Genomic DNA, 22,939 nt, shown 5'->3' with positions numbered 1-22,939 from the left:
AGGCATGGATTCCATTATTGTACGCGGCGGCCAGACGCTGTCGGGGCAGATCGAAATTGCGGGCGCGAAGAACGCGGCGCTGACGTTGATGCCAGCCACGCTGCTGAGTGATGAGCCGCTGACGCTGACCAACACCCCGCGCCTGAGCGACATCAAGACAATGACGGTGCTGCTGGAAAGCCTTGGCGCCGAGATCACGTCGTTGCAGGACGGCAAGGTGCAGACCATGTCGTGCCACGGGGCCATCAACACGACCGCTGACTACGACATCGTGCGCAAGATGCGGGCGTCCAATCTGGTGCTTGGGCCTTTGCTGGCCCGCGAGGGCCATGCGGTTGTGTCGTTGCCTGGTGGCTGTGCCATTGGCGCGCGTCCGATGGATATTCACACCGATGGTCTGGCCAAGATGGGCGCCGAGATTGATTTGAAGGACGGGTATCTGCACGCCAAGGCCGATGGTGGCAAATTGAAGGGGGCGGTGATTGATTTCCCGTTTGCCTCTGTCGGTGCGACCGAGAATATCATGATGGCCGCGACGCTGGCCAAGGGGACGACGGTGATCAACAACGCTGCGCGTGAGCCTGAGATCGTGGATCTGGCGACCTGTTTGCGCAAGATGGGCGCGCAGATTGAGGGCGATGGGACGCCGACCATCACCGTGCAGGGCGTTGATCGCCTGCATGGGGCCACGCATCCTGTGGTCACGGACCGGATTGAACTTGGCACCTACATGCTGGCCCCGGTCATTGCCGGTGGAGAGGTTGAATGTCTGGGCGGACGGTTGTCGTTGGTGCAATCTTTCGTGGATAAACTGGATGCTGCGGGCGTGACGGTTGAAGAAACCAAGGCCGGTTTGCGCGTGAAGCTGAAGGGCGACAGGCCCCGCGCCGTCGATGTGACGACCGAGCCGTTCCCCGGGTTCCCGACGGATCTACAGGCGCAGATGATGGCGATGCTGTGCTTTGCGGATGGGACGTCGGTGCTTGAGGAAAAGATCTTCGAGAATCGTTTTATGCACGCGCCAGAGTTGGTGCGCATGGGCGCTGACATCGACGTGCAGGGGGGTACGGCCCGTGTGACGGGCGTTGACAAAATGAAGGGCGCGCCTGTGATGGCGACGGATTTGCGGGCTTCGGTGTCGTTGATCTTGGCCGGATTGGCGGCCGAGGGGGACACGCAGGTGAACCGCGTGTACCATCTGGACCGTGGTTATGAGGATGTGGCCGGAAAGCTGGGCGGCGTCGGCGCACGGATTGAACGGGTGGCCGGCCAATGACAGACGCCACGTTTGAGGACGGCGCCGAGACGCCGCTGCGCCTGAAGGCGCTGGATGCCGATGATTTGGCTGTGGTGTCGGGGTTTGTGCAGGACGCGGTGTTCCCTGGGTCCGAGATCAAGTGGGACCGCAGGGCGCGGCGGTTTGCGCTGCTTTTGAACCGGTTTCGCTGGGAAGATGCGGACCGCGCCCGTGCCCGTGGCCGGGCCTATGAGCGGGTGCAGTCTGTATTGGTGATCGAAGATGTGGTGCGTGTGCAAGCCCAGGGCGTTGACGCGCGCGATGCGGACACGGTGTTGTCGCTGTTGTCCATCGTCTTTCAGCCGACGCAGGATGGCGCGGGTTTTGTCGAGATGACGTTGGCAGGCGATGGTGCGATCCGTGTGGAGGTTGAGGCGCTTGAGGTGGTGTTGAAAGATGTGACACGGCCATACCGTGCGCCATCGGGCCAAATGCCGGACCATCAGGTCTAGGGATCGAATTTGGCTTCGCCAAATCCGACCCGCGCGGCTGCGCCGCGGTTTTAGGTATTTTTGACCCAAAGAAGCGGGCGTGGTCGCATTGCATGGACCCGTACGGCGGGATAGATGCGGGGAAAAGGAGAGGTGGATGCCGCAATTTCTGAGCACGTCTGACGTCGATTTTGAAGCCCGGTTTCAGGCTGTTTTGGGGGCCAAGCGCGAAGACAGCCCTGATGTGGATGCTGTGGTGGCGGAGATCATCGCGGATGTGCGCAGCAGAGGCGATGACGCGCTGATTGACCTGACGGCCAAGTTTGACCGGTTGGAGTTGACGGCGGAGACGTTGCGGTTTTCGGGCGCTGAGATTGACGCTTATTGCAGCCAGGTGAGTGAGGCCGACAGGGCTGCGTTGCAGCTGGCTGCAGACCGCATACGCGCCTATCACGAACGGCAAATGCCTGAAGATGCATTCTGGGAGGATGCGGCGGGCGCGTCGCTTGGCTGGCGTTGGACGCCAGTGTCGGCGGCGGGGCTGTATGTGCCGGGTGGCATTGCGACCTATCCGTCATCGGTGTTGATGAATGCGGTGCCCGCCAAGGTGGCGGGTGTGGGCCGGTTGGCCATGGTCGTGCCCACGCCGGACGGGGCGGTGAACCCGTTGGTGTTGATGGCCGCGCGGATTGCGGGCGTGGACGAGATTTACCGTGTGGGCGGGGCGCAGGCGGTGGCGGCGCTGGCCTATGGCACGGGCACCATCGCACCCGTCGACAAGATCACCGGGCCGGGCAATGCGTTTGTCGCGGCGGCGAAACGGCGGGTCTTTGGCAAGGTCGGCATCGACATGATCGCGGGCCCGTCCGAGATTTTGGTGATTGCGGACCGCGACAATGACCCCGATTGGATCGCGTTGGATTTGCTGAGCCAGGCGGAACATGACGAAAGCGCGCAAAGCATTCTGATCACGGATGATGCGGCGTTTGGGCAGGCCGTGGCCGAGGCGGTGGACGTCCGGTTGCAGACATTGGAACGGCGGGCTGTGGCAGGCCCCAGTTGGCGTGACTATGGCGCCATTATCACCGTGCGTGATATGGAGGAGGCCGTTGCGTTGTCCGACCGGATTGCGCCCGAGCATCTTGAGATTTGCACCGCCGATGCGGACGCTGTCACGGCCCGGATCACCCATGCGGGGGCGATTTTCATCGGCGGCTGGACGCCTGAGGCCATTGGAGACTACGTGGGCGGGCCCAATCACGTGCTGCCCACGGCCCGTTCGGCACGCTTTTCCAGCGGGCTGTCGGTGATGGATTTTCTGAAACGCACAACGCTGGCGCGGATGACGCCGGAGGCGTTGCGGGCGATTGGGCCTGCGGCGGAACGGCTTGCAATTTCGGAGAGTTTGGAGGCCCATGGTCTGAGCGTGCGGGCGCGGCTGGATCAGCTGAATAGGGACTGAAGCGATGTCGAAGATCATTCAGATAGAGCTGGACGACAGCGCCCTGCCGCCGCCCACGCCCGAGATTGAACAAGAACGCAAAGTGGCAATGTTTGATCTGTTGGAGGAAAATTCCTTCGTTTTGCCAGCCCGTGAGGGGCGCGATGTGCCTGTTGGCCCTTACCGTCTTGGCCTGTCCATTCGCCAAAAACGGCTGGTGTTTGAAATTGGCTCCGAACAGGCGGATGCCGCGGGCGAATTTCATCTGTCGCTGGGGCCGTTCCGGCAGGTGGTGAAGGACTATTTCCAGATTTGCGAAAGCTATTTTGACGCCGTGAAAACCGCAGCCCCCAGCCAGATCGAGACGATCGATATGGCCCGCCGTGGCATCCACAACGAGGGCGCGCGGATCCTTCAGGAACGGCTGATCGGCAAGGCGGAGGTCGACACGGACACCGCCCGCCGCCTGTTCACCCTTATTTGCGTTTTGCATTTCGGGGGCTGAGATGAGCGGGTTGCCACAGTCCATTCTGTTTTGCTGTGACCACAATTCGGTGCGGTCCCCGATGGCCGAAGGGATCACCAAAAAGCTATATGGAACAGAGGCTTATATCCAGTCAGCGGGCGTGAAATCCGATTTGGAGATTGACGGGTTTGCCATCGCCGTGTGCCAGGAAATGGATGTGGAGCTGTCGCGCCATCGCAGCCGGTCCTTTGATGAGATGGAGGATTGGGGGGATGATTTATCCTCCTTTGATCTGATCGTTGCCTTGTCGCCGGCCAGCCAGAGGCGAGCGTTGGAATTGACGCGCCATTCTCATTTGCAGGTCGAATACTGGCCTATTCTGGACCCCACGGGACTGGGCGAAAGCCGTGACGCGCGGTTGGTGTCCTACCGCCAGGCGCGGGATCAAATCCGCGATCGGCTGATTGGCCGATGGGGGACCGGTGCGGGGTAGGGATGAGGCGCGCCCTTGACCCATCTGGCGTTCATTACACTTAACACTTGAAAACCACAGCGCCACGGCGCATTTAGTGCCCGTCCGCCAAAGGGGCGGCAAACCTAAGATGGAGAGACCATGGCCAAGGAAGAACTGCTCGAATTTCCCGGTGTCGTAAAGGAACTCCTGCCGAATGCGACATTCCTGGTCGAGCTGGAAAACGGCCACACCATCATCGCACATACGGCAGGCAAGATGCGCAAGAACCGCATCCGTGTTCTGGCAGGCGACAAAGTTCAGGTTGAAATGACGCCATATGATCTGACCAAGGGTCGGATTAACTATCGTTTCAAATAAGGTGGCGGATGCGCCGCGTTTGATTTTGGGCTCTGGCTCGCCGCGGCGGTTGGAGCTTTTGGCGCAGCTTGGGCTGGTGCCGGATGCGGTGCGGGCGCCTGATATCAACGAAGACCCCCGCAAGGATGAGGCACCGCGCGATTATGTGCGGCGGATGGCCTTGGAAAAGGCGCAGGCCTCGGCCTGTGCGGCGGATGAGGTTGTGTTGTGCGCAGACACCACCGTGGCTGTGGGGCGGCGCATTCTGGGCAAGCCTGCAGACAGGGCGGAGGCTGAGGCGTTTTTGCGGCTGTTGTCGGGGCGCAGGCACCGTGTGATTACGGCCATTTCGGTTAAGACGCCCGACGGGATTGCCGTCAAAGACAATATGACCGTCGTGAAGATGAAGCGGCTGAGTGATGCGGAAATCGCCGGGTATCTGGCGACGGACGACTGGCGCGGCAAGGCGGGTGGTTACGCCATTCAAGGGCCTGCGGGCGCGTTCATTCCGTGGATCGGCGGGTCATTCGCGGCTGTGATGGGCTTGCCCTTGGTGGAAACCGCACATCTGTTGGCAAACGCAGGCATAAAGGTGTGGCGATGAAGGGCCGGATGATTGTTCTGGATCATGTTTCGGGCCGAGAGGCAGCGGCGCTGTTGGTGGATGGCAAGCTGCACGACCTGCTGGTGGATGACGACAGCGCGCCGCGCCCAGGCGCGATTTTTCGCGGCGTGTGTGACCGCCCGATCAAGGGCATGGGGGGCATGATGCTGCGTCTGCCTGACGGTGAGACGGGGTTTTTGCGCGCAGGCAAAGGGTTGAAACCCGGCCAGCCGCTGTTGGTGCAGGTGACGGGGTATGCGGATGAGGGCAAGGCGGTGCCGGTGACGGACCGCGTGCTGTTCAAATCGCGCTATGCGATTGTGACGCCCGGCAAGCCTGGCATCAACATCAGCCGATCCATCAAGGACGATGATCAGCGCGAACGGCTGCTGGCCTGCGCCCATGAGGCAGGGGTGTCTGACGGGTTTGGCCTGATCATACGCTCCTCAGCCGCAGAAGCGCAGGATGCTGATATCATTGACGATATCGCGGCGATGGATGATCTGGCTGGCACTGTCATGGCCGACGCGGAGGGCCCGGTTGAGGCCTTGACCGACGGGGACGGCCCGCACGCCCTGGCCTGGCGCGAATGGGTGGAGCCTGCGCAGGTGGTCACAGACGCGGGCGCGTTCGAGGATCTGGATGTGTTGGGGCAAATGGGGGCTTTGTCCTCGGCGCGCGTGGGCCTTGAGGGCGGCGCGTTTATGTATGTCGAACCCACGCGGGCCTTGGTGGCTGTGGATGTGAACACGGGGGGCGACACCTCGCCTGCGTCCACGCTCAAGGCGAATTTGTCGGCCTGTCGTGCACTGCCAAGGGCCTTGCGATTGCGGGGTTTGGGCGGGCAGGTCGTGATCGACATGGCGCCGATGTCCAAAGCCCACCGACGAGAGATCGAAGGCGCGTTGCGCGCCGCATTCAAGGCCGACATGGTGGACACGACGTTGGTGGGCTGGACCCCGCTGGGCCATTATGAGCTGCAACGCAAACGAGAACGTTTGCCGCTTCCAACTGGGCTGGTCTGATGGCGTGCCCCATCTGCGATCGTAAATCCGCGGACGGCTACCGTCCGTTTTGTTCCAAACGCTGCGCCGACGTGGATCTGGCCAAATGGATGGGCGGATCCTATGCGATCCCGTCCCAAAATCCTGATGATTTTGATGAGCTGTTGGATGCGATGCAAAAGGCATCCGAGGGCGCCGATACAGATGACGAAGACGGGAATTCGCCCCCTCGTCTGTCGTGATCCAAACCTTTGTCAGATATGTCGCATTTGGGGCTGGACAGTCTTGCTGCACGGTTCTAGAACGCGCTCACCCACGGGGCGTTGCCCCAACCGGTGCCCGGGTAGCTCAGGGGTAGAGCAGTGGATTGAAAATCCTCGTGTCGGTGGTTCGATTCCGCCCCCGGGCACCACTTAAATCAAGCAATAACAGTAACTTGCTGGATTTCTGCGCTGCAGCGTAAATCGCTCAAAGCGCCAAAATACCTTATCACAGTGTTAGCACAGTCGGAAAATACTCTGTTAGCACAGCTAGTTGTGAGCGCCGCGCCGTGCACCTAGCACAGTTCTAGCACAGCAGCCTAGCAACGCTTCTTGCCGTGCTTATGGTGCTTTGGGAGTGATGATGTGGTGATAAGTTATTGGGATTGTTCGTAAAAGTCTGTGGACCTCACGATTTGTGACCAAGTTGTTGTCAAGATAAATTTCTTTCCGCAGCAAAGTCTCACTACGAATTTTCGTGACGAAACTTTTGACGAGTTTTTGCATGGTTCGACGTGCTACGTGAACTTGATTTGATCAGGCTTTTCAGCGGCAGCAGACTTCGCTGCGACATTCTTGAAAGAGCGAGATGCGGACGAAGCGGACCTGTCGCTGACGAAGGAAATTCGTCATCCGAAACTGAGCTGATAAAGCGCAGCTTGCTTATTATTGCAGCAGGCGTCGTGAGACCAGTCGTTGGAAATCAGGTCAGAGACCTCTTCCCCATACCGTCGGTCGCGCGCAAGTCTGACGCCGGATGCCGCACACCGGTAATCGGTGTGCGGCTAACTTGCTTCTTACCAAGACCCTGTGTTTTCCATTGAGGCCCACGGTTCTTGTGGTTCTTTTGCATCGCCCTTCTGAAGCAGCTCTATTGAGATGCCGTCAGGGGACCGGACAAAGGCCATATGACCGTCGCGTGGCGGGCGGTTGATTGTGACACCCGCCTCGTTCAAGCGGTTGCAGAGGTCGTAGATGTCATCAACCCGATACGCGAGATGGCCGAAATTTCGACCACCACTGTAGTCCTCGGGGTCCCAGTTGTATGTCAGCTCTACGATCGGAGCTTTAGCCTCTTTCGCGCGAGCTTCATCACCAGGCGCTGCGAGAAAGACAAGCGTGAAGCGGCCACCTTCGTTTTCGATCCGGTTTACTTCCACTAGACCCAATTTCTCGACATAAAAATCCAGGGATGCGTCCAAGTCAGCGACGCGCACCATCGTGTGTAGATATTCCATTGTTTTTCTCCTTTTGATTACGGGTTCAGAACAAGCTGCGGACAATGCCTCCATCCACGCGCTGCGCAGCGCCCGTGATGGCCGACGCTTGATCCGAACTCAGGAAAGCGATTTGAGCTGCAATTTCTTTCACATCAGCGAAACGCGCGATGATAGAGGACGTTCCATCGCCTTCGGTGAAATATGCCTCGCGCATTTCGGGGACGGTTTTGCCTGCGTCGGCAGCGACCCGTTCAAGAAAGACTTCCACACCTTCGGACCATGTCGGCGCGACAAGCACGGAATTAACAGTGACCCCATGATCCTTGCCAAGTTCGGCAAAGCTTCGGGCGACGCTGACCTGCGCAGTCTTCGTCATCGCGTAGTGCATCATCTCCGGATTTGGCTTGAGGCTTTGTTCGGAGGCAACGAACACCACGCGCCCCCAACCTTGCTCGGCCATGTGAGGGAAAAGCGCTTTGGTCAGGCGCACGCCGGACATGACATTGATCTCGAACATGTCTGTCCAATCTTCGTCCTCGAGCTCATCAATGGGTTTGACCTCAAAGAACCCGACGTTGTTGATCAGAATGTCGGGGAGGCCATTTGCGCGCAGTTGCGACACAACAGCTTCCGCACCTTTTGATGTCGCAAGATCACCAAAAGCAATTTCTACCTTTTCCGGCGCTGCGTCCGTCTCCTTCAGCAGCCGGTCACGAGCATCATTTGCCCGCTCCTCGGTGCGGCTGGTCAGTATGACAGTCGCCCCTTCCTTCAGTAATGTCCTCGCAGTCGCATAACCGATCCCGGCGGTTGAGCCAGTCACGAGTGCGCGTCGGGTTTCGATATTGAAATCCATGGGATGTCCTTCCGCGTTTGAATGCACAGCGTAGCCGTCCCGCATGTTTGCATGCGATGATAGCGACGCTGGCTTTGACGTGTCTGTTTAGGCGGCTGATTGAGCGTCGCGATCAGCAAGAGCGCTCACCAAATGCCGTCCAACGGCTTCGCTGGACTGCGGGTTTTGCCCGGTAATGAGGCGACCATCGCGCACCGCGTGTTCGGTGAAGTTTGGTGCGCCTTCAAAGATTGCCCCCAACTCGCGTAACCTGGTTTCGAGCAGGAACGGCACAACATCCGTCAATTCGACTGCTTCTTCCTCGGCATCGGTGAACCCAGCGACGCGTTTTCCCTCTACAAGAGGTTTGCCATCGTGGCGCTTTGCATTCATCAGGCCCGCGGGACCGTGGCACACGGCGGCGACCACACCACCGTCGTCGTGGATTTGCCCAATGATAGTGGCAAGAGCATCGCTTGCGGGGAAATCCCAGACCGTGCCATGACCACCGGGCAAAAAGATTGCGTCGAAGTCTTCTGCATTCATCTCGGCAATGTTTGGGGTATTTGCCAGCTTCTCCATCGCGTCACTGTCCTCAAGAAAGCGTCGTACAGATTGCGGGCGATCGCTGGGTTCAGCTTCAAGGCTTTTTGGATCATGTACCGCCGCCCCTCCTTTGATCGAGGCGATACTGACGTCATGGCCTGCATCGACCAGCGCCCAATATGGTGCAGCCAATTCTTCAAAATAGAATCCAGTAGGATTTGACGTGTTCCCCATTCGGGTGTGCGAAGTGAGTACGAAAAGAACCTTGCTCATAATACATCTCCTTTTTGCGTTTCGGTTGCAAAAGAGATGGAGGCGGTATGGCCGTTTGAAAAATTGGATGCTCCAATAGTCGGTATCGGAGACACCGATACTTGGATATATCACGTCAAATCAGGTACTAAGCCTCGTCAAACGCCTTCGTGACCGTATCGCGAAACCAGATCTCTGCGGGGTTACGATGGGCTGTCGCGCTCCAAGTCAGCGCATTTTTGACGGGCGGAACCGCAACAGGACAGGGATCTACAGCGAAGTTGGCATGGCGCATTAAGGCGTTTGCGACGAAATCAGGAACGGTCGTAATGAGATCGGTCCCCGGCAAGGTCGGCAGGATCAAGGCAAAGCTGGACAGGCCAATGACGATCCGACGGTCCTTGTCAATGGAGGCAAGCTGATCATCCACGAAACCAGAAAGGTCCCCCATGGGTGTGACGAGGGCATGAGGACGCGCGCAGAAATCGTCCGTCCCGTCAATCACGGGTGCGTCGGCGTTGCGCAGAACGACCCAAGGGGCATTCCTAAGGGTTCTTGTCTTGGCTGTTGCTCCGGCCTCGTCCCGCAGATAGCCAGCTACGGTCGACACGTCGCCACTCGAAAGCATTGCAGGCAGGGTCAGATAGTCGCCGACCCTTACCGAAAGATCGCAATATGGCGCTGTCTGACGCAAGCTCTGCGTGAGGCGAGGAAGAGCTGCCAGCGCAAAGGCATCCGTGCACCCGAGTGTAAAAACGCGCGCATCTTCAGCTGGATCAAATGCGCTCACTTCTCCGAGCGCGGCGGCCAACCCGTCGTAATGTGGGCGGACGGCCTCGAGCAACTCTTCTGCCCGCGCAGTTGGAACAAGTTCACGGCCTTGCCGAACTAGTAACTCGTCGTCGAAAATCTCACGCAGCCGCGCCAAAGTGCCTGACACCGTCGATTGCGCCAGATGCAGGCGTTGCGCAGCCAGGGTCGTTGACCGTTCTTCTATCAATGCGATGAGCGCCGATATCAGCTTGAGGTCAATATGATCGATATTCGGAGTTTTTGGTGTGAGTTTCAAATGTACTAGGGCCTCGGAATTGATATATTTTTCAGTAGATTAGAACATTTTTTTCACCGAAGCACAATGGCGAAGCTGAAGAAACGTTCGCTTCGAAAAGTCTTGAGCCGCTCAAATGATCGCTTTCTTCGCAGCGGTGCTTGGTGCAAAAAGGCCCGCACGCGGCTCGGTCTGTGCTGCGTGCGCACGCAGCAAAAAAAGCCGAATGCGCAGGTTGGGCTCTCCGCTGACATTAGCTGCGACTTGCTCCAGTGTCGGCTCCAACTGATCACTCTTCAGTCGCTCTCTCATTCATTTCGCAATAACTGCATTGGACCCAACGATATGAGGTCCAAATGGCGTCACCTACATCCCAGCGCATCGCCGAATTGAACGACAAGTTCCGACGTTGCGATCCCAGCGTACCAGGGATGCGGTTCCTCACCGCTGGTATCATTGAGTTGCTCAAGCGGAACAAAGTGGATGGCGATGAGATTGTCCAGATTGTCAGTGAGTTCAATGTGTTCACAGAGGACAACGACCCACACGGGGAGCACGACTTTGGCACCTTTGAATACTTGGGCGAGACCTGCTTTTGGAAGATTGACGCGTATGACAACGATTATTCAATGGGCTCGGATGATCCAACGGACCTAAGCAGGACCAAACGTGTGCTCACCGTCATGCTTGCGGGGGAATGGTGATGGTGGAGCCAGATCAGATGCCAAAGCCACGCTGCACCAAATGTGGCTCCACTGATATCCTGCGGGATGCATATGCGTGTTGGGATGAAAATGCACAGGAATGGACGCTCCACAGCTGCTATGATGAATACCGCTGCGAGAACTGTGATGTGCAATCCAAACGCGTAGATTTCTTGATTTGATCAAGTTCTTGCGGGCAATGACTGCTGGAAGAACCGACCAAAACTTTCGTGAGGAAAGTTCTTGGGGAAACTTCCCCGGAAAATTCAGCTTTTGCCTTCCTCTTGCAGCACCTGGCCCAACCTCAGCAGTAGGTTCAGCTGACGATCATCCATCTGCGCAATCATTGAGTTCATCTGCATGAGCAGACGTTGGCGGGCATCGCTGATATCAGCATCATCCACATCGAAGAACTCCCGCATGGGGAGACCCAGCACGTTGGCGATGTCATACAGTGTGGAAAAGTTGGGCGCTGTTTTGCCGCGCTCGATGTTGGAAATGGTCTCGAACGCCTTGTCGATAGCTTCCGCCAACTGTGGTTGGGTGAGACCCTTTTGGGTTCGTGCAGCTTTCACGCGCAACCCGATGTTTTGTTTCAACTGCTTACTCATATGATGATATATAAAGCCGTGTAAAGCACTTGCCCATGTAATGTGGTTTCGCTTATTGCTGCGATAGTCGGCTCTGTGAGCCGATATTTTAGAGTATACTCGTCTTTGAACACCAAGGAGCAGCAGATGAAGACTTTCGAAGCCACAGTTCGACTAAGCAATGGGCAGACCACCAAAGTGCAAGTGAACGCCACAAACCAAACAGATGCGGTTCGCAAGCTGGAAGCCCAATACGGGCGGAGTTCGGTGCTCAACAACTATGCGGGTGAACTTCGCTGAATGGCGGTTCTTGCTGGTCTTGTTGTTGCGCTGTTCCTACTGCTGGCGTTCCACCTTTTTGGGTGGGGTTTCCGCAATCCGCGTTGGCTCATTGTTGGGCTCTGCTGCATTGCTGCGCTGTACAAATATGGGGCAGATCAGCTTGCTGAAGACACTGAGAACGTGACTATCACCGCCGCTTTTGCGCAGAACTGTCCCTATGAACATGTGCGGGTCACAGTGCGAAACGGTGGGAATACCGCCATCACTGGACTGCGCTTCAAACTGCGGGGTTATCAGCCCAACCAGTCACGCGCTGTGGCCACCCGATACGACAACACGGATCGCATCATCAGGGTGAGCCAAGTTTGGAGCGAATGCTGGCCGGTACTGCAGCTGGATGATGTGGACCCTGCTTTGCATCCGTTTCTGCGGTGGGATGCCACCATCCGGTCGATCAACTTGGCCGATTAGCAGGCCACAAAACTTGATTTAATCAAGTTTTCCATCCCACGCATTTTGCCCAAAAGGATATCATATGAAACTTTTCGCCACGATTTTGGTGCTGCTGCTTGGTTTAACCCAACCATCGGCAATCCATGCACAGGAAAACCACGGGACGTTCACCTACAACAGCATGGAAACGGGGCCGCGACGGGCCTTCTTTGAAAAGCACCGCAACCTGCCCAACAGCTATAGCGTGATCCGCACTGATCCATTTGGCGAAGGTGGCAACGGTCCAGTTCATCGGTTCGAAATCAGAACCGGTGAATGCGGTAGCCAACTGGATCAAGGCGATTGTTCCTACAATGCCGTGCGCAGTGAGCTTGCTGAGAACAATCATCGTGGCACTCGCTTTGGACGCATTCAGCCCCGTGAAGCTTGGTATGAATGGGATATTGGTTTCCCCGACGGGTTCCCTTTTGGGCCGCGCCAAACCCGTGGCTACTATCTATTTGGCCAATGGCACAACGGGGTTTGCCCTCACATGAACTTTGGCATTTGGGGTGGGCGGAACTCCCATGTGCTGCATTTGCGTACCAGCCAGATCATCCCTGGGCATCGTCATGGTGATTGCCAACCAGATGAGTTGATCCCTGTGATTGACCTACGCGAGATTGAGGGGCGTTGGGCACATTTCGTTGTCTACGTGCGTTGGAGCACCGGCAATGATGGCGAAGTTCGTGTGTTTGTGGATGGCCAGCAAAGGGTTCAGTTCAACGGGCGCACCTTGATCCCCGAGCATGTGGGGCGGAACCACTTTGATTTTGGCATCTACTTGGCCAACGCGGATAGTTTGCGTCGGGTTCAACCAGCAGAACTGTATTATCGGGACATTCGTCGGACACGCCAGCAACCGCCTATGTGATGGGGTTTTTCTGGGGAAGTTTTTGCCAAAAGTTTCGTGAGGAAAGTCTTGGTTAGTTTTTCTCAACTTGCTGGCTGCTTTGGTTTTGAGCTTTCGCTGACCCATCAGACCAACTAGGCATCCCTAACCAAGCAATCGGGAGCCAACATGGCGCAGAAAGCCACCATCTACAAAGTCGAGCTCTCGGTCTCAGATATGGATCGTCACTATTATGAGACGCACAAACTGACTGTGGCCAAGCATCCTTCGGAAACCGATGAACGCATGATGCTGCGCATTTTGGCGTTTGCGTTGAATGCGGATGAACAGCTGGAAATGACCAAAGGTCTTTCGACGGATGATGAGCCAGACATCTGGGAAAAGAGCCTAAGCGGTGAACTCAACAGATGGATCACATTGGGTTTGCCCAGCGAAAAGATCGTCCGCCAATCCTGCGGTAAAGCCAAGTCCGTGATGATCTATTCGTATGGCGGCAATCCAGCCGATATGTGGTGGTCAAAGATCAAAAACAGCACCACGCGGTTTGATAACCTCACGGTGATGAACCTTGCTCAATCAGAGAGTAAACAACTGGCCGAGTTGGCCAGCCGCAGCATGCAGATGCAGGTGAATATCCAAGAAGGCGAAGTGATGGTGTCTGTTGGTGACAGCATCGTCTATGTGAACCCGGTGGAATTGAAAGCCGCCAAGCACTGAGCGTCTTTGATGAACACAGACCTTTTCCTGTGCTGGTTGTGTTTCGCAAAGATATCCGGGAAGCCAATGCAGTCCGATCAGGCACAGAACGCAAACAAATCCATAAGCAATCATAAGCTTGGTCGCTTTGGCATCTGCTTGCGCACATGCCGCACAAATCTTCTGTACACATCCAGTATTCGCTGACGCTCAACTGGCGTGAACATCGATTTTGTGTTTCGTTTCATTGCTTTCTTAAAGAACCAAGAACATTGATTTTGGATGATTATCATTGGCGACTTGAGTGAAGCTGAAAGCTGAACTTCCATACTCAGACAGATTAGAGCTTTTTCTCCCCCCCCCAGCGAACCAACTTGGAAGAAGTGGTGTGGAGGGGAGAGGGTCTTCGAAGTTCCAGACTTCAGACGAGTTGATCGCTTTTTTCATAAGGAATGTGCATGTTGCTTGGACGGCGGTGCCCCGTTCTCCGTCCTCATTCCCGACCTCAATGCACGGTTAGGATATGATATCCAGCTGCTTATTGGTGCTATGAAACCGACACCAGCAAGCACTGCTTCAGCGCAATTTCCAACGCCTACCACAGTCAAATTTCTACCCCATCAAGAAACCACAGTTCTCCACGGAGGTGACCATTTCGCATCTGACGATGCCTGGCAGTCCAATTGTTGGGATGTCCCATTCGGTTTTCAGGGCCCAACGCAGCTACGTTCCATTCGGCTAAGGGTGCCTCATAGTGACGGTCTTCGTCCCGCCCCCGTTTCAAGCTCAGTTCCCTCTATGTGCAGTGCAATCCCTTGCAAATGCTTCTATTTATACAACTTCGCTGTTCTGAAATCATTATTTAGGGCGGCTTTGCCGCGCGGATAAATAGTTGAGCAGCAAAGGAAAAATCCATGAGATACAACGAATATGCGGGTGACAACATCCTAAGAGATGCGTTCCAGTTATACCGACGAAACAACCTAACCCGGTCCCAGCAGGCATTTTCACGCAGAATTCTGGGAATGGGGCCATCCTATTATTCATGCATGGTCACGCGGAACCGCCAACCAAGTCGGCGCGTGTTGGAAACACTGATGAGTGTGACCAAAACCATCATGGCCACATTCGTTGGCAACCCGCATTTCCGGCAACCTTATGCGGAAAACTTGAACCAAGCGTATGATCAGTTGGAACAATTGGTGGCGCGGATCAATGTGGAGATGACCTTTGTGGAGGTGATGGATGACTTGCAGGTGTTGGAAGACGCATAAACCAGTCGCTCTTCGATCCAGGTGGCATTAACTGATCCTGGCATGTTCCACATAAGAAGGCCCATGCCATGCAACATCTTTCCCAACTTTCACTGACAGTGAGCTCTCAGAAGACACCTGTTTCACCGGTGGCAAAGAAGCGTTTGAACCTCCTGCGCAAACTGGAAACCCAAATCGAAGCTGCTGAAGCTGAACTGCGGGACGAAGAATTCCTTGAAGACATCCGCAAATGGGTGCGCGGCGAGGACGGTGAACGCAAACAGATCACCGAACAACGCGCGGTCCGCAAATGGTGGTGGCAACATCACACTGGCGCTTGGATGCTCACCTTGCGGGATGGGGCGAAAGAACTGTCTCTGTTGGAAGACAAGAACAGCATCGAAGTTGGCGAGATCACCAACTTGGTTGAGGTGCTCCAAACGGTGCGTTCAGCGGTTCTGGCCGGAGAGTTGGATGATGCGTTGGAGCAGATGGTGAAAACGAAGTCAAAGAAGCCCGCTGGCAAGCCAAAAGGGTAATCCAGCAATGCGTTGCTGTGAAAGCCGCTGGTCCGCGCCAGCGGCTTTCCTATTGGGCCTTAGGCGGAATCTGCGTATTGGATCACCGCGCCATTCTCGGCATCTTCCAGAACGCGCAGTTCCCAGTTGCGACCAGGGTACTCACTCACCAGCTTGCGAAGCATGTCTTCAGCAATCGTCTCCAGGCTGGCATCACCAACTTGGTGCGTATCACCGGGCCAAAGCTGCATGCAGAACTTGCGAAGAGCAAAATACTCGATTTCACGATCCGCATGATGCACGTTCACCCGTACGGAAAACGTAACGCGATGACGATGCCGCTGGCCAAAAGGCACCTCAACATTTTTGTCACCGTGAACCAGGTCGCGTTGAAAGCTGACTTCGACCCAGCGGTTGATTTTGGATTGTTCCATTGCGTGTCTCCTTTGTTGACACGTTGGGTCTGACCCACTCCTCAAGCTTGGCGAAGATATTGTTTTTGCGCATGAACTTTGGGGCGACTGTGATCCACAGGCTAAGCCCGTAAGAACCATTTCTTGAACTCGTCCAGATGATGCGCTGGCTTTATGCCAAAGGCGACAACAACCACAGGCAGATCAAAATGGACCCCGTTTCAGAAGGTTACACGCTCTATCAACGCCCACCCAACGGGCGCTACTACGTGCAGTACTCAATCAAAGGCCAAGGGCAGCAGCGGCTGTCTTTGGGCACTTCAGACCCCATTGAGGCGGAGCGCCGCGCTCAATCCAAATGGATCAAAGCCTGTGCGCTGGCCGAAGTGGGGTTGTCAGTGAACAAAAAGCACTTCGAGAAAATCGCTGAGGAGTTCATCGCTGGCATCGAACTGGCCGTCCAACGTGGAGAAAAGGCCGAGTATCATGCCAAACAGTATCCGATGATTGTCCGCCGCTACTTTGTGGAGCACTTCAAAGGCAAGCTGATGAGTGCGCTGAAAGCCGACGATATCGATGAGTACTGGGATTTTAGAAAGGAATACTGGATCACCGGACCCGGTTCGAAGAACCCACTGATCGAATACACCCGCATGATCAAAGGAGAGAAAACGCGGGTTTTCCGGCCCGTTAAGGAAGGCTATCCATCGAAATCGACCCTGCACAAGGAAAGCCTACTGCTGCGCCAGCTGTTCGAGTTTGGCCAGCGCCGTGGCTACGTCATTGAAATCCCTGAGATCCACGCGCCCAAAGACAAACGCCGCAAAGACAACAGCAGGCCTGGGTTCACTTGGGAGGAGTTCATGCATCTCAAATCCGTCTCCGAAGATCGTGTGCGTGAGTATGAGTTATCCCAAGGCGATCCAACGGGAAAGAACCAGAAAACGTATCAAGATCGGCTGCGCTTGCACTGCTTTTGCATGATCGCGGCGTTTACTGGCATGCGGCCCACCGAACTTTTCAATCTCAGCTGGGGCGACATCGAAGCGAGGAAAATCCACGCCGAAAACGGCGAACTCTGTGATGTCACCGTGATGCAGGTGCGTGGCAAGGGCAAAGAACGTGAGATGGCGGCGATGCCGGAAACGCTGACATTCATAAACCTGCTCAAGTCGCTGTTTTATGTGGCCACAGGTCGGATGCCGATGGACAGTGATCCTGTGTTCTTCAACCACGAGGGCAAGCGCATCCGCAGTTTCAAAATTGGTTTGGCCAATCTACTGATCGCTGCTGACCTACGCGAGGCCCGCAACGGCAAACTCAGAGACAGTTTCAGCTTCCGCCATTTCTATATCACGCAACAAATCCGCGAAGGTGTTGGGCACCATCTGCTCGGGCGCAACGTGGGTACGTCAAGTAAGATGATCGACGCCTACTACAGCAAGATCAGGCCCACCGATGAGATCGCACAGCTGATACCTGACTGGTCGAAGAAGCGGCTGTTGCAGTATCGACGGAAGTAACTGCTTTGAAGATATGGCGGAAACCGGACTTTCGCTGCAGCGGCAAGTCAACATGCTTCGATGGTGCAAAGCGGACTTTCGTTACAGATGGGCGGCTCAACCACTCTATCCTTCGAAGCTACCGTTTAGATACGTTTCGCCGTGAGAAGAAATTAGAGATGTTTGCAGCTTTTTTCGCACAGTGGCGGTTTCACGACGCTATACAAGGACGCTGGGGTCAGGTTGACTAAACGTAAGAGCTTCCGTTGTGCGATCAAGTAGCTTCAATCTCGACTTAAAGCAGTGTGTTTGGCACTACATGCAGGTGCCTTTGGCGCCAAACACACCTTGACTGGTGCCCACAAAAAGTGGTTCTTTACGCGGGTTGAGTGGCGGGAATCGAGAGCGTGCCTCACGAGAAATTGATATTACAAAATACGTGCGAGACCTGAGTGAGTTATCTCCATCATGAAGAAGCGGACTTTGCATCGTCGGAGATTGCCCGAATGTTCGATGCTGATCCGTCTCTGTGCTTCGCTGACGTTCCCAGCGGGTCAAGACCGAATTTTAGTGCCTTTGCTACGCAAGAGCCTAGTAGAACTAATTGGCCGCTTGCAGATGGAGTAATCAGTTTGCCGCGGACAGTGGGTGGTGACCAGGACGATGTTGCGCTTGAGTACAAACGGGTTGCGGAAGGAACACACGGTTTGTTGACGGCTGTTGGGCAGTCGCTGGCCTACATCGATAAGGGGTACAATGGTGCAGTCATAGTCATCCCACGAAGTTACTCTTCGCACGGGCACCCAGCAGAACACGTTGTGTCAATTTTGGATTCAAATGAAATTGACGGCCGAGTGGGTGTTTTCGACTATGAGGATCCCGACAAGTCATCGCCTTATCCCTTCCGTGGGCGTATTCGTTGTATCCGGCCAATTACCGTCGCGCCGTCAGCTATTGGGAAGCGGCCAAGTGCTTCAAAGCCGTCTACTCAATGGGTACATTTAAGAGAAGGCTCCACCACAAGAGATGTAATTTACTGCTATCTCAAATCCGCCATTTTGTTGGCTGGTGGAGGGAGTGCACCGCCAAGCTATGGAATTCCTGAGGAAATGGTCTCCGCTGTGTCTCGCATAGATGCGACTGCAGACGTCGAAGAGTTTCTTGGTTATACCTCGGACTCGTCGCTTGGCAGCCAGATATGGAAGGATTTCTGGTTTAAGTATGTGGCAACGCCAGAAGTTTTAACTCCATTTAAGCGTTCCGGATCTACTTACGTCGCGCCAGCGGCGTTTACGAAAGTTCTTAAGGATGATGGCTCTGGGCATAGTCAGATTTTTGAAGGTCGCGCAAACGGTTTGAAAGAAACCATCTGCACTAGGTTGAACGACGGTGTCATAGCTGAGGACCAAGCCTGGGAAGAGATGGCCAATGGAATTTCTATCTCCAGTGGACAAAACAAGCAAGGTGTTCGGTCACGGGCTCATAGTTATAGGGAAGATGTTGATAGTGCAGTCGCTCAACTGCAGTGGATCGACAACAGCGGACAGCCAACTGATGAAGGGTATCGTTTCGTAAGCATTTGTGAACGGTTTGGTGGGCCAAACTCTTCTGCGGCAGTCAAGTACTTCGGAGCAACTCTGATCCAAACCGGACACTACGGTACTTTCCTGCACTACGTTCATCGATTGTCCGAAGAGATTTTTCTAGATGATCCTCTCGCTTTTTCCAAATCCAAGGGAGGAGTATCGGTTTTTGATGAAGACTCATATTGGGAGTACTTGCGAGTGCTTCAGAGTCATATGGAGAATGACCTCAAAGTGCTTCGAAAGGTGTCCGGTAGGTCTCGACCGCGCTCACGGACCATCTTTCAAGCCGAACTAACCTTTTTGAGGAAGTATGGGTTCATCCCCGAAAGTAGGAGTAACCGTTACCGACTTGGTGTTGGGTTGCCTATCAATTGGGTTCGGGTGAACGAAGCAATGCAGGTAGAATTATGAACAAGAACCCTATTTTCCCATCCGTACCAGAAAGCGAGTCGAATGTGGATCGTTCGCGCCGCGTTCGGACGGTGGAGAGCATTCCGACGATCTTGAGCCTCTTTTCGGGCGGTGGAGGACTTGACCTGGGATTTGAAAGAGCCGGATACAGGGTCCTTACGGCCATGGACAATGAAAAGTCCGCCGCGGAAACCTTTGCGCTTAACTGGCCAAAGGTGCCGTTCATTCACGATGATATCCGCAATGTATCGAATGAAACGATCGTTGAGGCATTGGGAGGAGTAAGGCCGGATGTGATAATAGGAGGTCCTCCTTGTCAGGGGTTTTCTACGTTAGGCACTCGTCATTCGGCGGATCCGAGAAACACCCTCGTGAATGAGTTTGTGCGAATTGCAAAAGCTTTGCGTCCTCAAGTCGTGCTTGTCGAAAATGTTCGAGCAATTTCGACCGAGTACAACGGCAGGTATCGTGATCACGTTATGAGTGCCTTTTCGCAGATCGGCTACAAAATGCACTTTGGCGTGCTTGATGCCGCAGCCTTTGGAGTTCCGCAGCACCGTCAACGGGCCTTCTTTGTTGGCTTCTTGGATCAAAGGGTGGAATACGATTTTCCCGATGCTACCCATGGAAATGGACTTGAGCCATTTGTGACCGTGGGAGATGCGATCCTCGACTTAATGGACAGAGGGGAGGAGTTTCCTAACCATCTGGCTCTGCGGCATTCGGAAAAGGTGGTGCGGCGCTATAAATTCATACCTGAAGGCGGAATGCTACCGCCTCCTGAAGAACTCCCAGAAGACATCCGGCGAAAAAATTTCGGAAACACTTACAAGCGCCTTGATCGATCAAAGCCGTCTTTGACCATAGTGCCTGGCAACAATGCTCTGCCTATCCACCCTGTTCTGCATAGAAGCCTTACACCCAGAGAAGCCGCGAGGCTGCAGAGTTTTCCCGACGGCCATGTTTTTTCAGGAGACCGCCGAAGACAGTGTATCTTGGCTGGCAACGCTGTTCCTCCCTTGCTTTCGTTTGCGCTTGCAAAATCTATCAAGTCCCGAATTCACCCACTGAAGGGATCCTCTGCCAGAGTTCAGGAGCAATCCGGAAAACTGATACCAGTAGTGAAAGTAAATGTTGCGGACGTAACGACCAACATCAAAGGCCAAGCGCGCCAGAAACGCTCCTTCGTTGATCTATTCTGTGGCGCAGGCGGCTTCAGTGTTGGCTTCGAACGAGCAGGATTAGTTCCGATTGCCTCCTCAGACAACAACGATCGAGTGATGCAAGCGCACAAGAAGAACTTCCCCGACACGCCGTTCGTTCACGGGGATATTTCTGACCCACTTATACAGGAGGAGGTGGCCTCTATCGCTGGCGGCGAGACTTTTGCGGTTGTGGGTGGTCCACCTTGCCAAGGGTTCTCAGTTTTTGGTCGCCGTAGGCTTGCGAAAGTTGATGAGTCAACGGCAGCTGCCGACCCTCGCAACCGACTTGTTTTAGCGTTTGTTGACACAGTTGCTCGCATCCAGCCAAGATGGGTGGTCATGGAAAACGTGGCCGGTTTTGCGACTATGAACGATGGCTTATTTGTAAAGGCAGTTGTCGATGGATTGCGCGAAGTTGGGTATGGTCAAATCGAACACCGAGTGATCGACGCAGCCGATTATGGTGTCCCCCAACATAGAAAACGTTTTGTTCTAGTAGCAAATCGAACAGGACATGTAATACCGTGGCCAAAAAGGAAGTTTTTTCAAACCCCAAAGGACTGGCAAAAGCCATTTGCCAAGGTTGGAGAGTTCATCACAGATCTGGCTAGCGACGAAAGCCATCATGTGCACACCAATCACGTTCCCATGAACCATAAACCGCTACAAATTGCCCGCTACAAGAGGATCCCAGAAGGTGGCAAACTCGACGTTGATGCCCTTCCAGAAGAACTCAAGGCTGGGTACAGAACAAAAAAAATTCGGAATTTCAGCCATATTTTTCGAAGACTACATCGAGAACTTCCGAGTATTACGTTGGTTCCGGGCCACAATGCGTTTCCTTTGCATCCTTGGCTAAATAGATCTTTGACAGTCAGAGAGGCTGCAAGGCTTCAAACTTTTCCGGATGAAATCGAGTTTGTCGGCGCTCGTCAAGATCAGTGCATTCAGGTCGGAAATGCGTTTCCGCCCCTTTTAGCCGAGCTGCTCGCAAACAATATGGTCCGAGCTGAAACAAGCGGTTGGTTTCCTAGCGAAGTACCTGCGCTTGCCGCAAAGTCCATACTTGAACTGAGCTAGTGTTTCTGTCTTTGGCGGGTATTGCTGACACATCTGAGCCCTAAATTACAGCGCGAAATCCCAGACTTCTGGCTGCAAGGCGCGATAGTACTCATAGGCTTGTGTCTTCTTGTGTAGATTTTTGTGTGTTTTGATAACCGGTTTCAGTTTGGCAAAAAGTGCATCGAAAAAGACCTTTTCACCGATGAAAGCTTCATCTTCTGTTTTGAGCTCTATGTATCGACGTAGGACAAATGCGGCCAGATCGGCCACAAGAATGGTCGATGCATGTTCAGATTTGATAGCGAAGGGGGTGTTGACGATTTGATTAAAGCGCTTCGTTTCCCAGTTTTTGGGACGCTTTTTCGATTTTAAGAACGCAGCCTTGAACGCCAGATCATCGAACCATGGATCAGGCTTGAAGATGAGCTCTGCCATGTTGGCGTGTTCCACTTTGTTGTCATCTACGACTATGACGCAGTTTCCCTTGTTTTTGGGGTCGTCACAGTGCTCGCGTTGAACATGTGACAAGACAAACATCGCGTTGGCGATCCAATAGCTGTGAGAAACATCAGGATAGCCAAACGCTTTGTGATCGGTAGCCTTGAACTTTTTGAAGGAAATCGCAGATGCATAGATCTTTGAGCTGTTAGCGATCTCTTCGACCACTGCATTCAGGAATGCCTTTCGGTCCTCTCCGGAAATCTTGTTCCATCCGCCAGCGCCACGATGGAATCTGCGTGTTTTCAGATCTTGAGGCTTTCCGGGATGCTTCGCAAACACTTCACCGATCATCGTCGAGAAAATACGACTATATTTGTTTAGGCGAATGGCATCGATTTCGACGGCAGTCATTACGAACGTATCAGATTGAACCTGATCACCGGTTTCATCAACGTATACAAACTTCATTGCTACCTGGCACGATTTCTCTTTGGGCTCTGCTCTTTAGCTCTCTTACAAACCTTCTTGATCGGAACCAATTTCCGTTCAATTTGAAGGTCGTTGAAGCAACTATGCGGCCAACATACTTGTATTGGTGGAGAAGCCAATCCAAAGATCCGACACCAACGCAGCCGATTTTTTCATTCGGCCCATCAATGCAGTACTCTATCGCATTTTCTAATCCAATAACTCGGCTTTGATATGAACAGGCAGCG

General features: G+C 54.4%; 26 protein-coding genes and 1 tRNA gene. 20 read left to right on the top strand and 7 right to left on the bottom strand.

All coding sequences use genetic code 11. The features are described 5' to 3' along the window. Nucleotides 1-4 precede the first annotated feature (4 nt). From murA to PSJ8397_RS10355, 10 genes are all read left to right on the top strand, one after another. Nucleotides 5-1,276, top strand: a complete 1,272-nt coding sequence (gene murA, locus PSJ8397_RS10400) for a UDP-N-acetylglucosamine 1-carboxyvinyltransferase (protein ID WP_085864545.1) — start codon at nucleotides 5-7, stop codon at nucleotides 1,274-1,276. Next, nucleotides 1,273-1,749 (top strand): DUF2948 family protein, encoded by a 477-nt coding sequence (locus tag PSJ8397_RS10395; RefSeq protein WP_085864544.1) that lies wholly within the window; start codon nucleotides 1,273-1,275, stop codon nucleotides 1,747-1,749. Before murA ends, PSJ8397_RS10395 begins: the two co-directional genes overlap by 4 nt. A gap of 136 nt (nucleotides 1,750-1,885) precedes the next feature. After that, nucleotides 1,886-3,190 (top strand): histidinol dehydrogenase, encoded by a 1,305-nt coding sequence (gene hisD, locus PSJ8397_RS10390; protein ID WP_085864543.1) that lies wholly within the window; start codon nucleotides 1,886-1,888, stop codon nucleotides 3,188-3,190. A gap of 4 nt (nucleotides 3,191-3,194) precedes the next feature. After that, nucleotides 3,195-3,674 (top strand): UPF0262 family protein, encoded by a 480-nt coding sequence (locus tag PSJ8397_RS10385; protein ID WP_085864542.1) that lies wholly within the window; start codon nucleotides 3,195-3,197, stop codon nucleotides 3,672-3,674. Nucleotide 3,675: 1 nt separating this feature from the next. Further along, entirely contained in the window at nucleotides 3,676-4,128 is a 453-nt protein-coding gene (locus PSJ8397_RS10380) for an arsenate-mycothiol transferase ArsC (protein WP_085864541.1), read from the top strand. A 120-nt stretch (nucleotides 4,129-4,248) separates the two neighbouring features. Continuing rightward, complete coding sequence (gene infA / locus PSJ8397_RS10375; RefSeq protein WP_008186030.1) at nucleotides 4,249-4,467, top strand: translation initiation factor IF-1; 219 nt, start codon at nucleotides 4,249-4,251, stop codon at nucleotides 4,465-4,467. Between the two features lies 1 nt (nucleotide 4,468). After that, complete coding sequence (locus PSJ8397_RS10370; protein WP_085864540.1) at nucleotides 4,469-5,050, top strand: Maf family protein; 582 nt, start codon at nucleotides 4,469-4,471, stop codon at nucleotides 5,048-5,050. Beyond that, nucleotides 5,047-6,075, top strand: a complete 1,029-nt coding sequence (locus PSJ8397_RS10365; protein WP_085864539.1) for a ribonuclease E/G — start codon at nucleotides 5,047-5,049, stop codon at nucleotides 6,073-6,075. The genes PSJ8397_RS10370 and PSJ8397_RS10365 overlap by 4 nt, the downstream gene beginning before the upstream one ends. Then, entirely contained in the window at nucleotides 6,075-6,296 is a 222-nt protein-coding gene (locus tag PSJ8397_RS10360; RefSeq protein ID WP_085864538.1) for a DNA gyrase inhibitor YacG, read from the top strand. Before PSJ8397_RS10365 ends, PSJ8397_RS10360 begins: the two co-directional genes overlap by 1 nt. Before the next feature lie 95 nt (nucleotides 6,297-6,391). Further along, a tRNA-Phe gene (locus tag PSJ8397_RS10355) sits at nucleotides 6,392-6,466 on the top strand. Nucleotides 6,467-7,111: 645 nt separating this feature from the next. Here the strand turns inward: PSJ8397_RS10355 and PSJ8397_RS10350 are convergent. From PSJ8397_RS10350 to PSJ8397_RS10335, 4 genes are all read right to left on the bottom strand, one after another. Continuing rightward, nucleotides 7,112-7,552, bottom strand: coding sequence for a VOC family protein (locus PSJ8397_RS10350; RefSeq protein WP_085864537.1), 441 nt, complete (start codon nucleotides 7,550-7,552; stop codon nucleotides 7,112-7,114). A gap of 25 nt (nucleotides 7,553-7,577) precedes the next feature. Continuing rightward, nucleotides 7,578-8,390 carry an SDR family NAD(P)-dependent oxidoreductase gene (locus PSJ8397_RS10345; protein ID WP_085864536.1) on the bottom strand — a complete coding sequence of 271 codons (813 nt, stop codon included), beginning with the start codon at nucleotides 8,388-8,390 and terminating at the stop codon, nucleotides 7,578-7,580. A gap of 87 nt (nucleotides 8,391-8,477) precedes the next feature. Next, nucleotides 8,478-9,188 (bottom strand): type 1 glutamine amidotransferase domain-containing protein, encoded by a 711-nt coding sequence (locus tag PSJ8397_RS10340; RefSeq protein WP_085864535.1) that lies wholly within the window; start codon nucleotides 9,186-9,188, stop codon nucleotides 8,478-8,480. A gap of 127 nt (nucleotides 9,189-9,315) precedes the next feature. Beyond that, nucleotides 9,316-10,236, bottom strand: a complete 921-nt coding sequence (locus PSJ8397_RS10335) for a LysR family transcriptional regulator (RefSeq protein WP_085864534.1) — start codon at nucleotides 10,234-10,236, stop codon at nucleotides 9,316-9,318. Between the two features lie 335 nt (nucleotides 10,237-10,571). Here PSJ8397_RS10335 and PSJ8397_RS10325 point away from each other — a divergent pair, with 335 nt between their 5' ends. After that, the gene (locus PSJ8397_RS10325) at nucleotides 10,572-10,919 is read left to right on the top strand and encodes a DUF3768 domain-containing protein (RefSeq protein WP_085864532.1); all 348 of its coding nucleotides are present in this window, start codon (nucleotides 10,572-10,574) and stop codon (nucleotides 10,917-10,919) included. Nucleotides 10,920-11,185: 266 nt separating this feature from the next. On the opposite strand, the gene PSJ8397_RS10315 is transcribed toward PSJ8397_RS10325, so the two are convergent. After that, on the bottom strand, nucleotides 11,186-11,518 hold the full coding sequence (locus PSJ8397_RS10315) for a helix-turn-helix transcriptional regulator (protein WP_159453126.1): 333 nt from the start codon (nucleotides 11,516-11,518) through the stop codon (nucleotides 11,186-11,188). 138 nt (nucleotides 11,519-11,656) lie between these two features. Between PSJ8397_RS10315 and PSJ8397_RS17025 the strand changes: the two genes are divergently transcribed. From PSJ8397_RS17025 to PSJ8397_RS10290, 6 genes are all read left to right on the top strand, one after another. Next, the gene (locus tag PSJ8397_RS17025) at nucleotides 11,657-11,809 is read left to right on the top strand and encodes a hypothetical protein (protein ID WP_159453125.1); all 153 of its coding nucleotides are present in this window, start codon (nucleotides 11,657-11,659) and stop codon (nucleotides 11,807-11,809) included. Continuing rightward, nucleotides 11,810-12,262 carry a hypothetical protein gene (locus PSJ8397_RS10310; protein ID WP_085864529.1) on the top strand — a complete coding sequence of 151 codons (453 nt, stop codon included), beginning with the start codon at nucleotides 11,810-11,812 and terminating at the stop codon, nucleotides 12,260-12,262. Between the two features lie 64 nt (nucleotides 12,263-12,326). Continuing rightward, nucleotides 12,327-13,157 (top strand): heparin lyase I family protein, encoded by an 831-nt coding sequence (locus PSJ8397_RS10305; RefSeq protein WP_085864528.1) that lies wholly within the window; start codon nucleotides 12,327-12,329, stop codon nucleotides 13,155-13,157. Nucleotides 13,158-13,304: 147 nt separating this feature from the next. Then, entirely contained in the window at nucleotides 13,305-13,853 is a 549-nt protein-coding gene (locus PSJ8397_RS10300) for a YaeQ family protein (RefSeq protein ID WP_085864527.1), read from the top strand. A gap of 893 nt (nucleotides 13,854-14,746) precedes the next feature. Then, nucleotides 14,747-15,106 (top strand): DUF6626 family protein, encoded by a 360-nt coding sequence (locus PSJ8397_RS17395; protein WP_306372141.1) that lies wholly within the window; start codon nucleotides 14,747-14,749, stop codon nucleotides 15,104-15,106. Between the two features lie 98 nt (nucleotides 15,107-15,204). Next, entirely contained in the window at nucleotides 15,205-15,624 is a 420-nt protein-coding gene (locus PSJ8397_RS10290) for a DUF6641 family protein (RefSeq protein WP_143515437.1), read from the top strand. Nucleotides 15,625-15,683: 59 nt separating this feature from the next. On the opposite strand, the gene PSJ8397_RS10285 is transcribed toward PSJ8397_RS10290, so the two are convergent. Further along, on the bottom strand, nucleotides 15,684-16,037 hold the full coding sequence (locus PSJ8397_RS10285; protein WP_085864524.1) for a hypothetical protein: 354 nt from the start codon (nucleotides 16,035-16,037) through the stop codon (nucleotides 15,684-15,686). Nucleotides 16,038-16,225: 188 nt separating this feature from the next. Between PSJ8397_RS10285 and PSJ8397_RS10280 the strand changes: the two genes are divergently transcribed. The 3 genes from PSJ8397_RS10280 to PSJ8397_RS10270 all read left to right on the top strand — a co-directional run bounded on the left by PSJ8397_RS10280 (nucleotide 16,226) and on the right by PSJ8397_RS10270 (nucleotide 21,800). After that, the gene (locus PSJ8397_RS10280) at nucleotides 16,226-17,539 is read left to right on the top strand and encodes a tyrosine-type recombinase/integrase (protein WP_159453123.1); all 1,314 of its coding nucleotides are present in this window, start codon (nucleotides 16,226-16,228) and stop codon (nucleotides 17,537-17,539) included. A gap of 623 nt (nucleotides 17,540-18,162) precedes the next feature. Further along, entirely contained in the window at nucleotides 18,163-19,515 is a 1,353-nt protein-coding gene (locus tag PSJ8397_RS10275) for a hypothetical protein (RefSeq protein WP_143515435.1), read from the top strand. Then, nucleotides 19,512-21,800 (top strand): DNA cytosine methyltransferase, encoded by a 2,289-nt coding sequence (locus tag PSJ8397_RS10270; RefSeq protein WP_085864521.1) that lies wholly within the window; start codon nucleotides 19,512-19,514, stop codon nucleotides 21,798-21,800. Before PSJ8397_RS10275 ends, PSJ8397_RS10270 begins: the two co-directional genes overlap by 4 nt. 45 nt (nucleotides 21,801-21,845) lie before the next feature. Here PSJ8397_RS10270 and PSJ8397_RS10265 read toward each other — a convergent pair whose 3' ends face one another. Then, nucleotides 21,846-22,691: a DUF3800 domain-containing protein gene (locus PSJ8397_RS10265; protein WP_085864520.1), complete on the bottom strand. Its 846-nt coding sequence runs from the start codon at nucleotides 22,689-22,691 to the stop codon at nucleotides 21,846-21,848. Nucleotides 22,692-22,939 lie beyond the last annotated feature (248 nt).

Source organism: Pseudooctadecabacter jejudonensis (genome assembly GCF_900172275.1).
Taxonomy (GTDB): domain Bacteria; phylum Pseudomonadota; class Alphaproteobacteria; order Rhodobacterales; family Rhodobacteraceae; genus Octadecabacter; species Octadecabacter jejudonensis.
This window is presented reverse-complemented; position numbering and strand designations above follow the sequence as displayed.

Coding starts and splice junctions, on each gene's coding strand:
- murA (WP_085864545.1), top strand. CDS start 5: ATGGATTCCATTATTGTACGCGGCGGCCAGACGCTGTCGGGGCAGATC.
- PSJ8397_RS10395 (WP_085864544.1), top strand. CDS start 1,273: ATGACAGACGCCACGTTTGAGGACGGCGCCGAGACGCCGCTGCGCCTG.
- hisD (WP_085864543.1), top strand. CDS start 1,886: ATGCCGCAATTTCTGAGCACGTCTGACGTCGATTTTGAAGCCCGGTTT.
- PSJ8397_RS10385 (WP_085864542.1), top strand. CDS start 3,195: ATGTCGAAGATCATTCAGATAGAGCTGGACGACAGCGCCCTGCCGCCG.
- PSJ8397_RS10380 (WP_085864541.1), top strand. CDS start 3,676: ATGAGCGGGTTGCCACAGTCCATTCTGTTTTGCTGTGACCACAATTCG.
- infA (WP_008186030.1), top strand. CDS start 4,249: ATGGCCAAGGAAGAACTGCTCGAATTTCCCGGTGTCGTAAAGGAACTC.
- PSJ8397_RS10365 (WP_085864539.1), top strand. CDS start 5,047: ATGAAGGGCCGGATGATTGTTCTGGATCATGTTTCGGGCCGAGAGGCA.
- PSJ8397_RS10360 (WP_085864538.1), top strand. CDS start 6,075: ATGGCGTGCCCCATCTGCGATCGTAAATCCGCGGACGGCTACCGTCCG.
- PSJ8397_RS10350 (WP_085864537.1), bottom strand. CDS start 7,552: ATGGAATATCTACACACGATGGTGCGCGTCGCTGACTTGGACGCATCC.
- PSJ8397_RS10345 (WP_085864536.1), bottom strand. CDS start 8,390: ATGGATTTCAATATCGAAACCCGACGCGCACTCGTGACTGGCTCAACC.
- PSJ8397_RS10340 (WP_085864535.1), bottom strand. CDS start 9,188: ATGAGCAAGGTTCTTTTCGTACTCACTTCGCACACCCGAATGGGGAAC.
- PSJ8397_RS10325 (WP_085864532.1), top strand. CDS start 10,572: ATGGCGTCACCTACATCCCAGCGCATCGCCGAATTGAACGACAAGTTC.
- PSJ8397_RS17025 (WP_159453125.1), top strand. CDS start 11,657: ATGAAGACTTTCGAAGCCACAGTTCGACTAAGCAATGGGCAGACCACC.
- PSJ8397_RS10310 (WP_085864529.1), top strand. CDS start 11,810: ATGGCGGTTCTTGCTGGTCTTGTTGTTGCGCTGTTCCTACTGCTGGCG.
- PSJ8397_RS10305 (WP_085864528.1), top strand. CDS start 12,327: ATGAAACTTTTCGCCACGATTTTGGTGCTGCTGCTTGGTTTAACCCAA.
- PSJ8397_RS10300 (WP_085864527.1), top strand. CDS start 13,305: ATGGCGCAGAAAGCCACCATCTACAAAGTCGAGCTCTCGGTCTCAGAT.
- PSJ8397_RS17395 (WP_306372141.1), top strand. CDS start 14,747: ATGAGATACAACGAATATGCGGGTGACAACATCCTAAGAGATGCGTTC.
- PSJ8397_RS10285 (WP_085864524.1), bottom strand. CDS start 16,037: ATGGAACAATCCAAAATCAACCGCTGGGTCGAAGTCAGCTTTCAACGC.
- PSJ8397_RS10280 (WP_159453123.1), top strand. CDS start 16,226: ATGGACCCCGTTTCAGAAGGTTACACGCTCTATCAACGCCCACCCAAC.
- PSJ8397_RS10270 (WP_085864521.1), top strand. CDS start 19,512: ATGAACAAGAACCCTATTTTCCCATCCGTACCAGAAAGCGAGTCGAAT.
- PSJ8397_RS10265 (WP_085864520.1), bottom strand. CDS start 22,691: ATGAAGTTTGTATACGTTGATGAAACCGGTGATCAGGTTCAATCTGAT.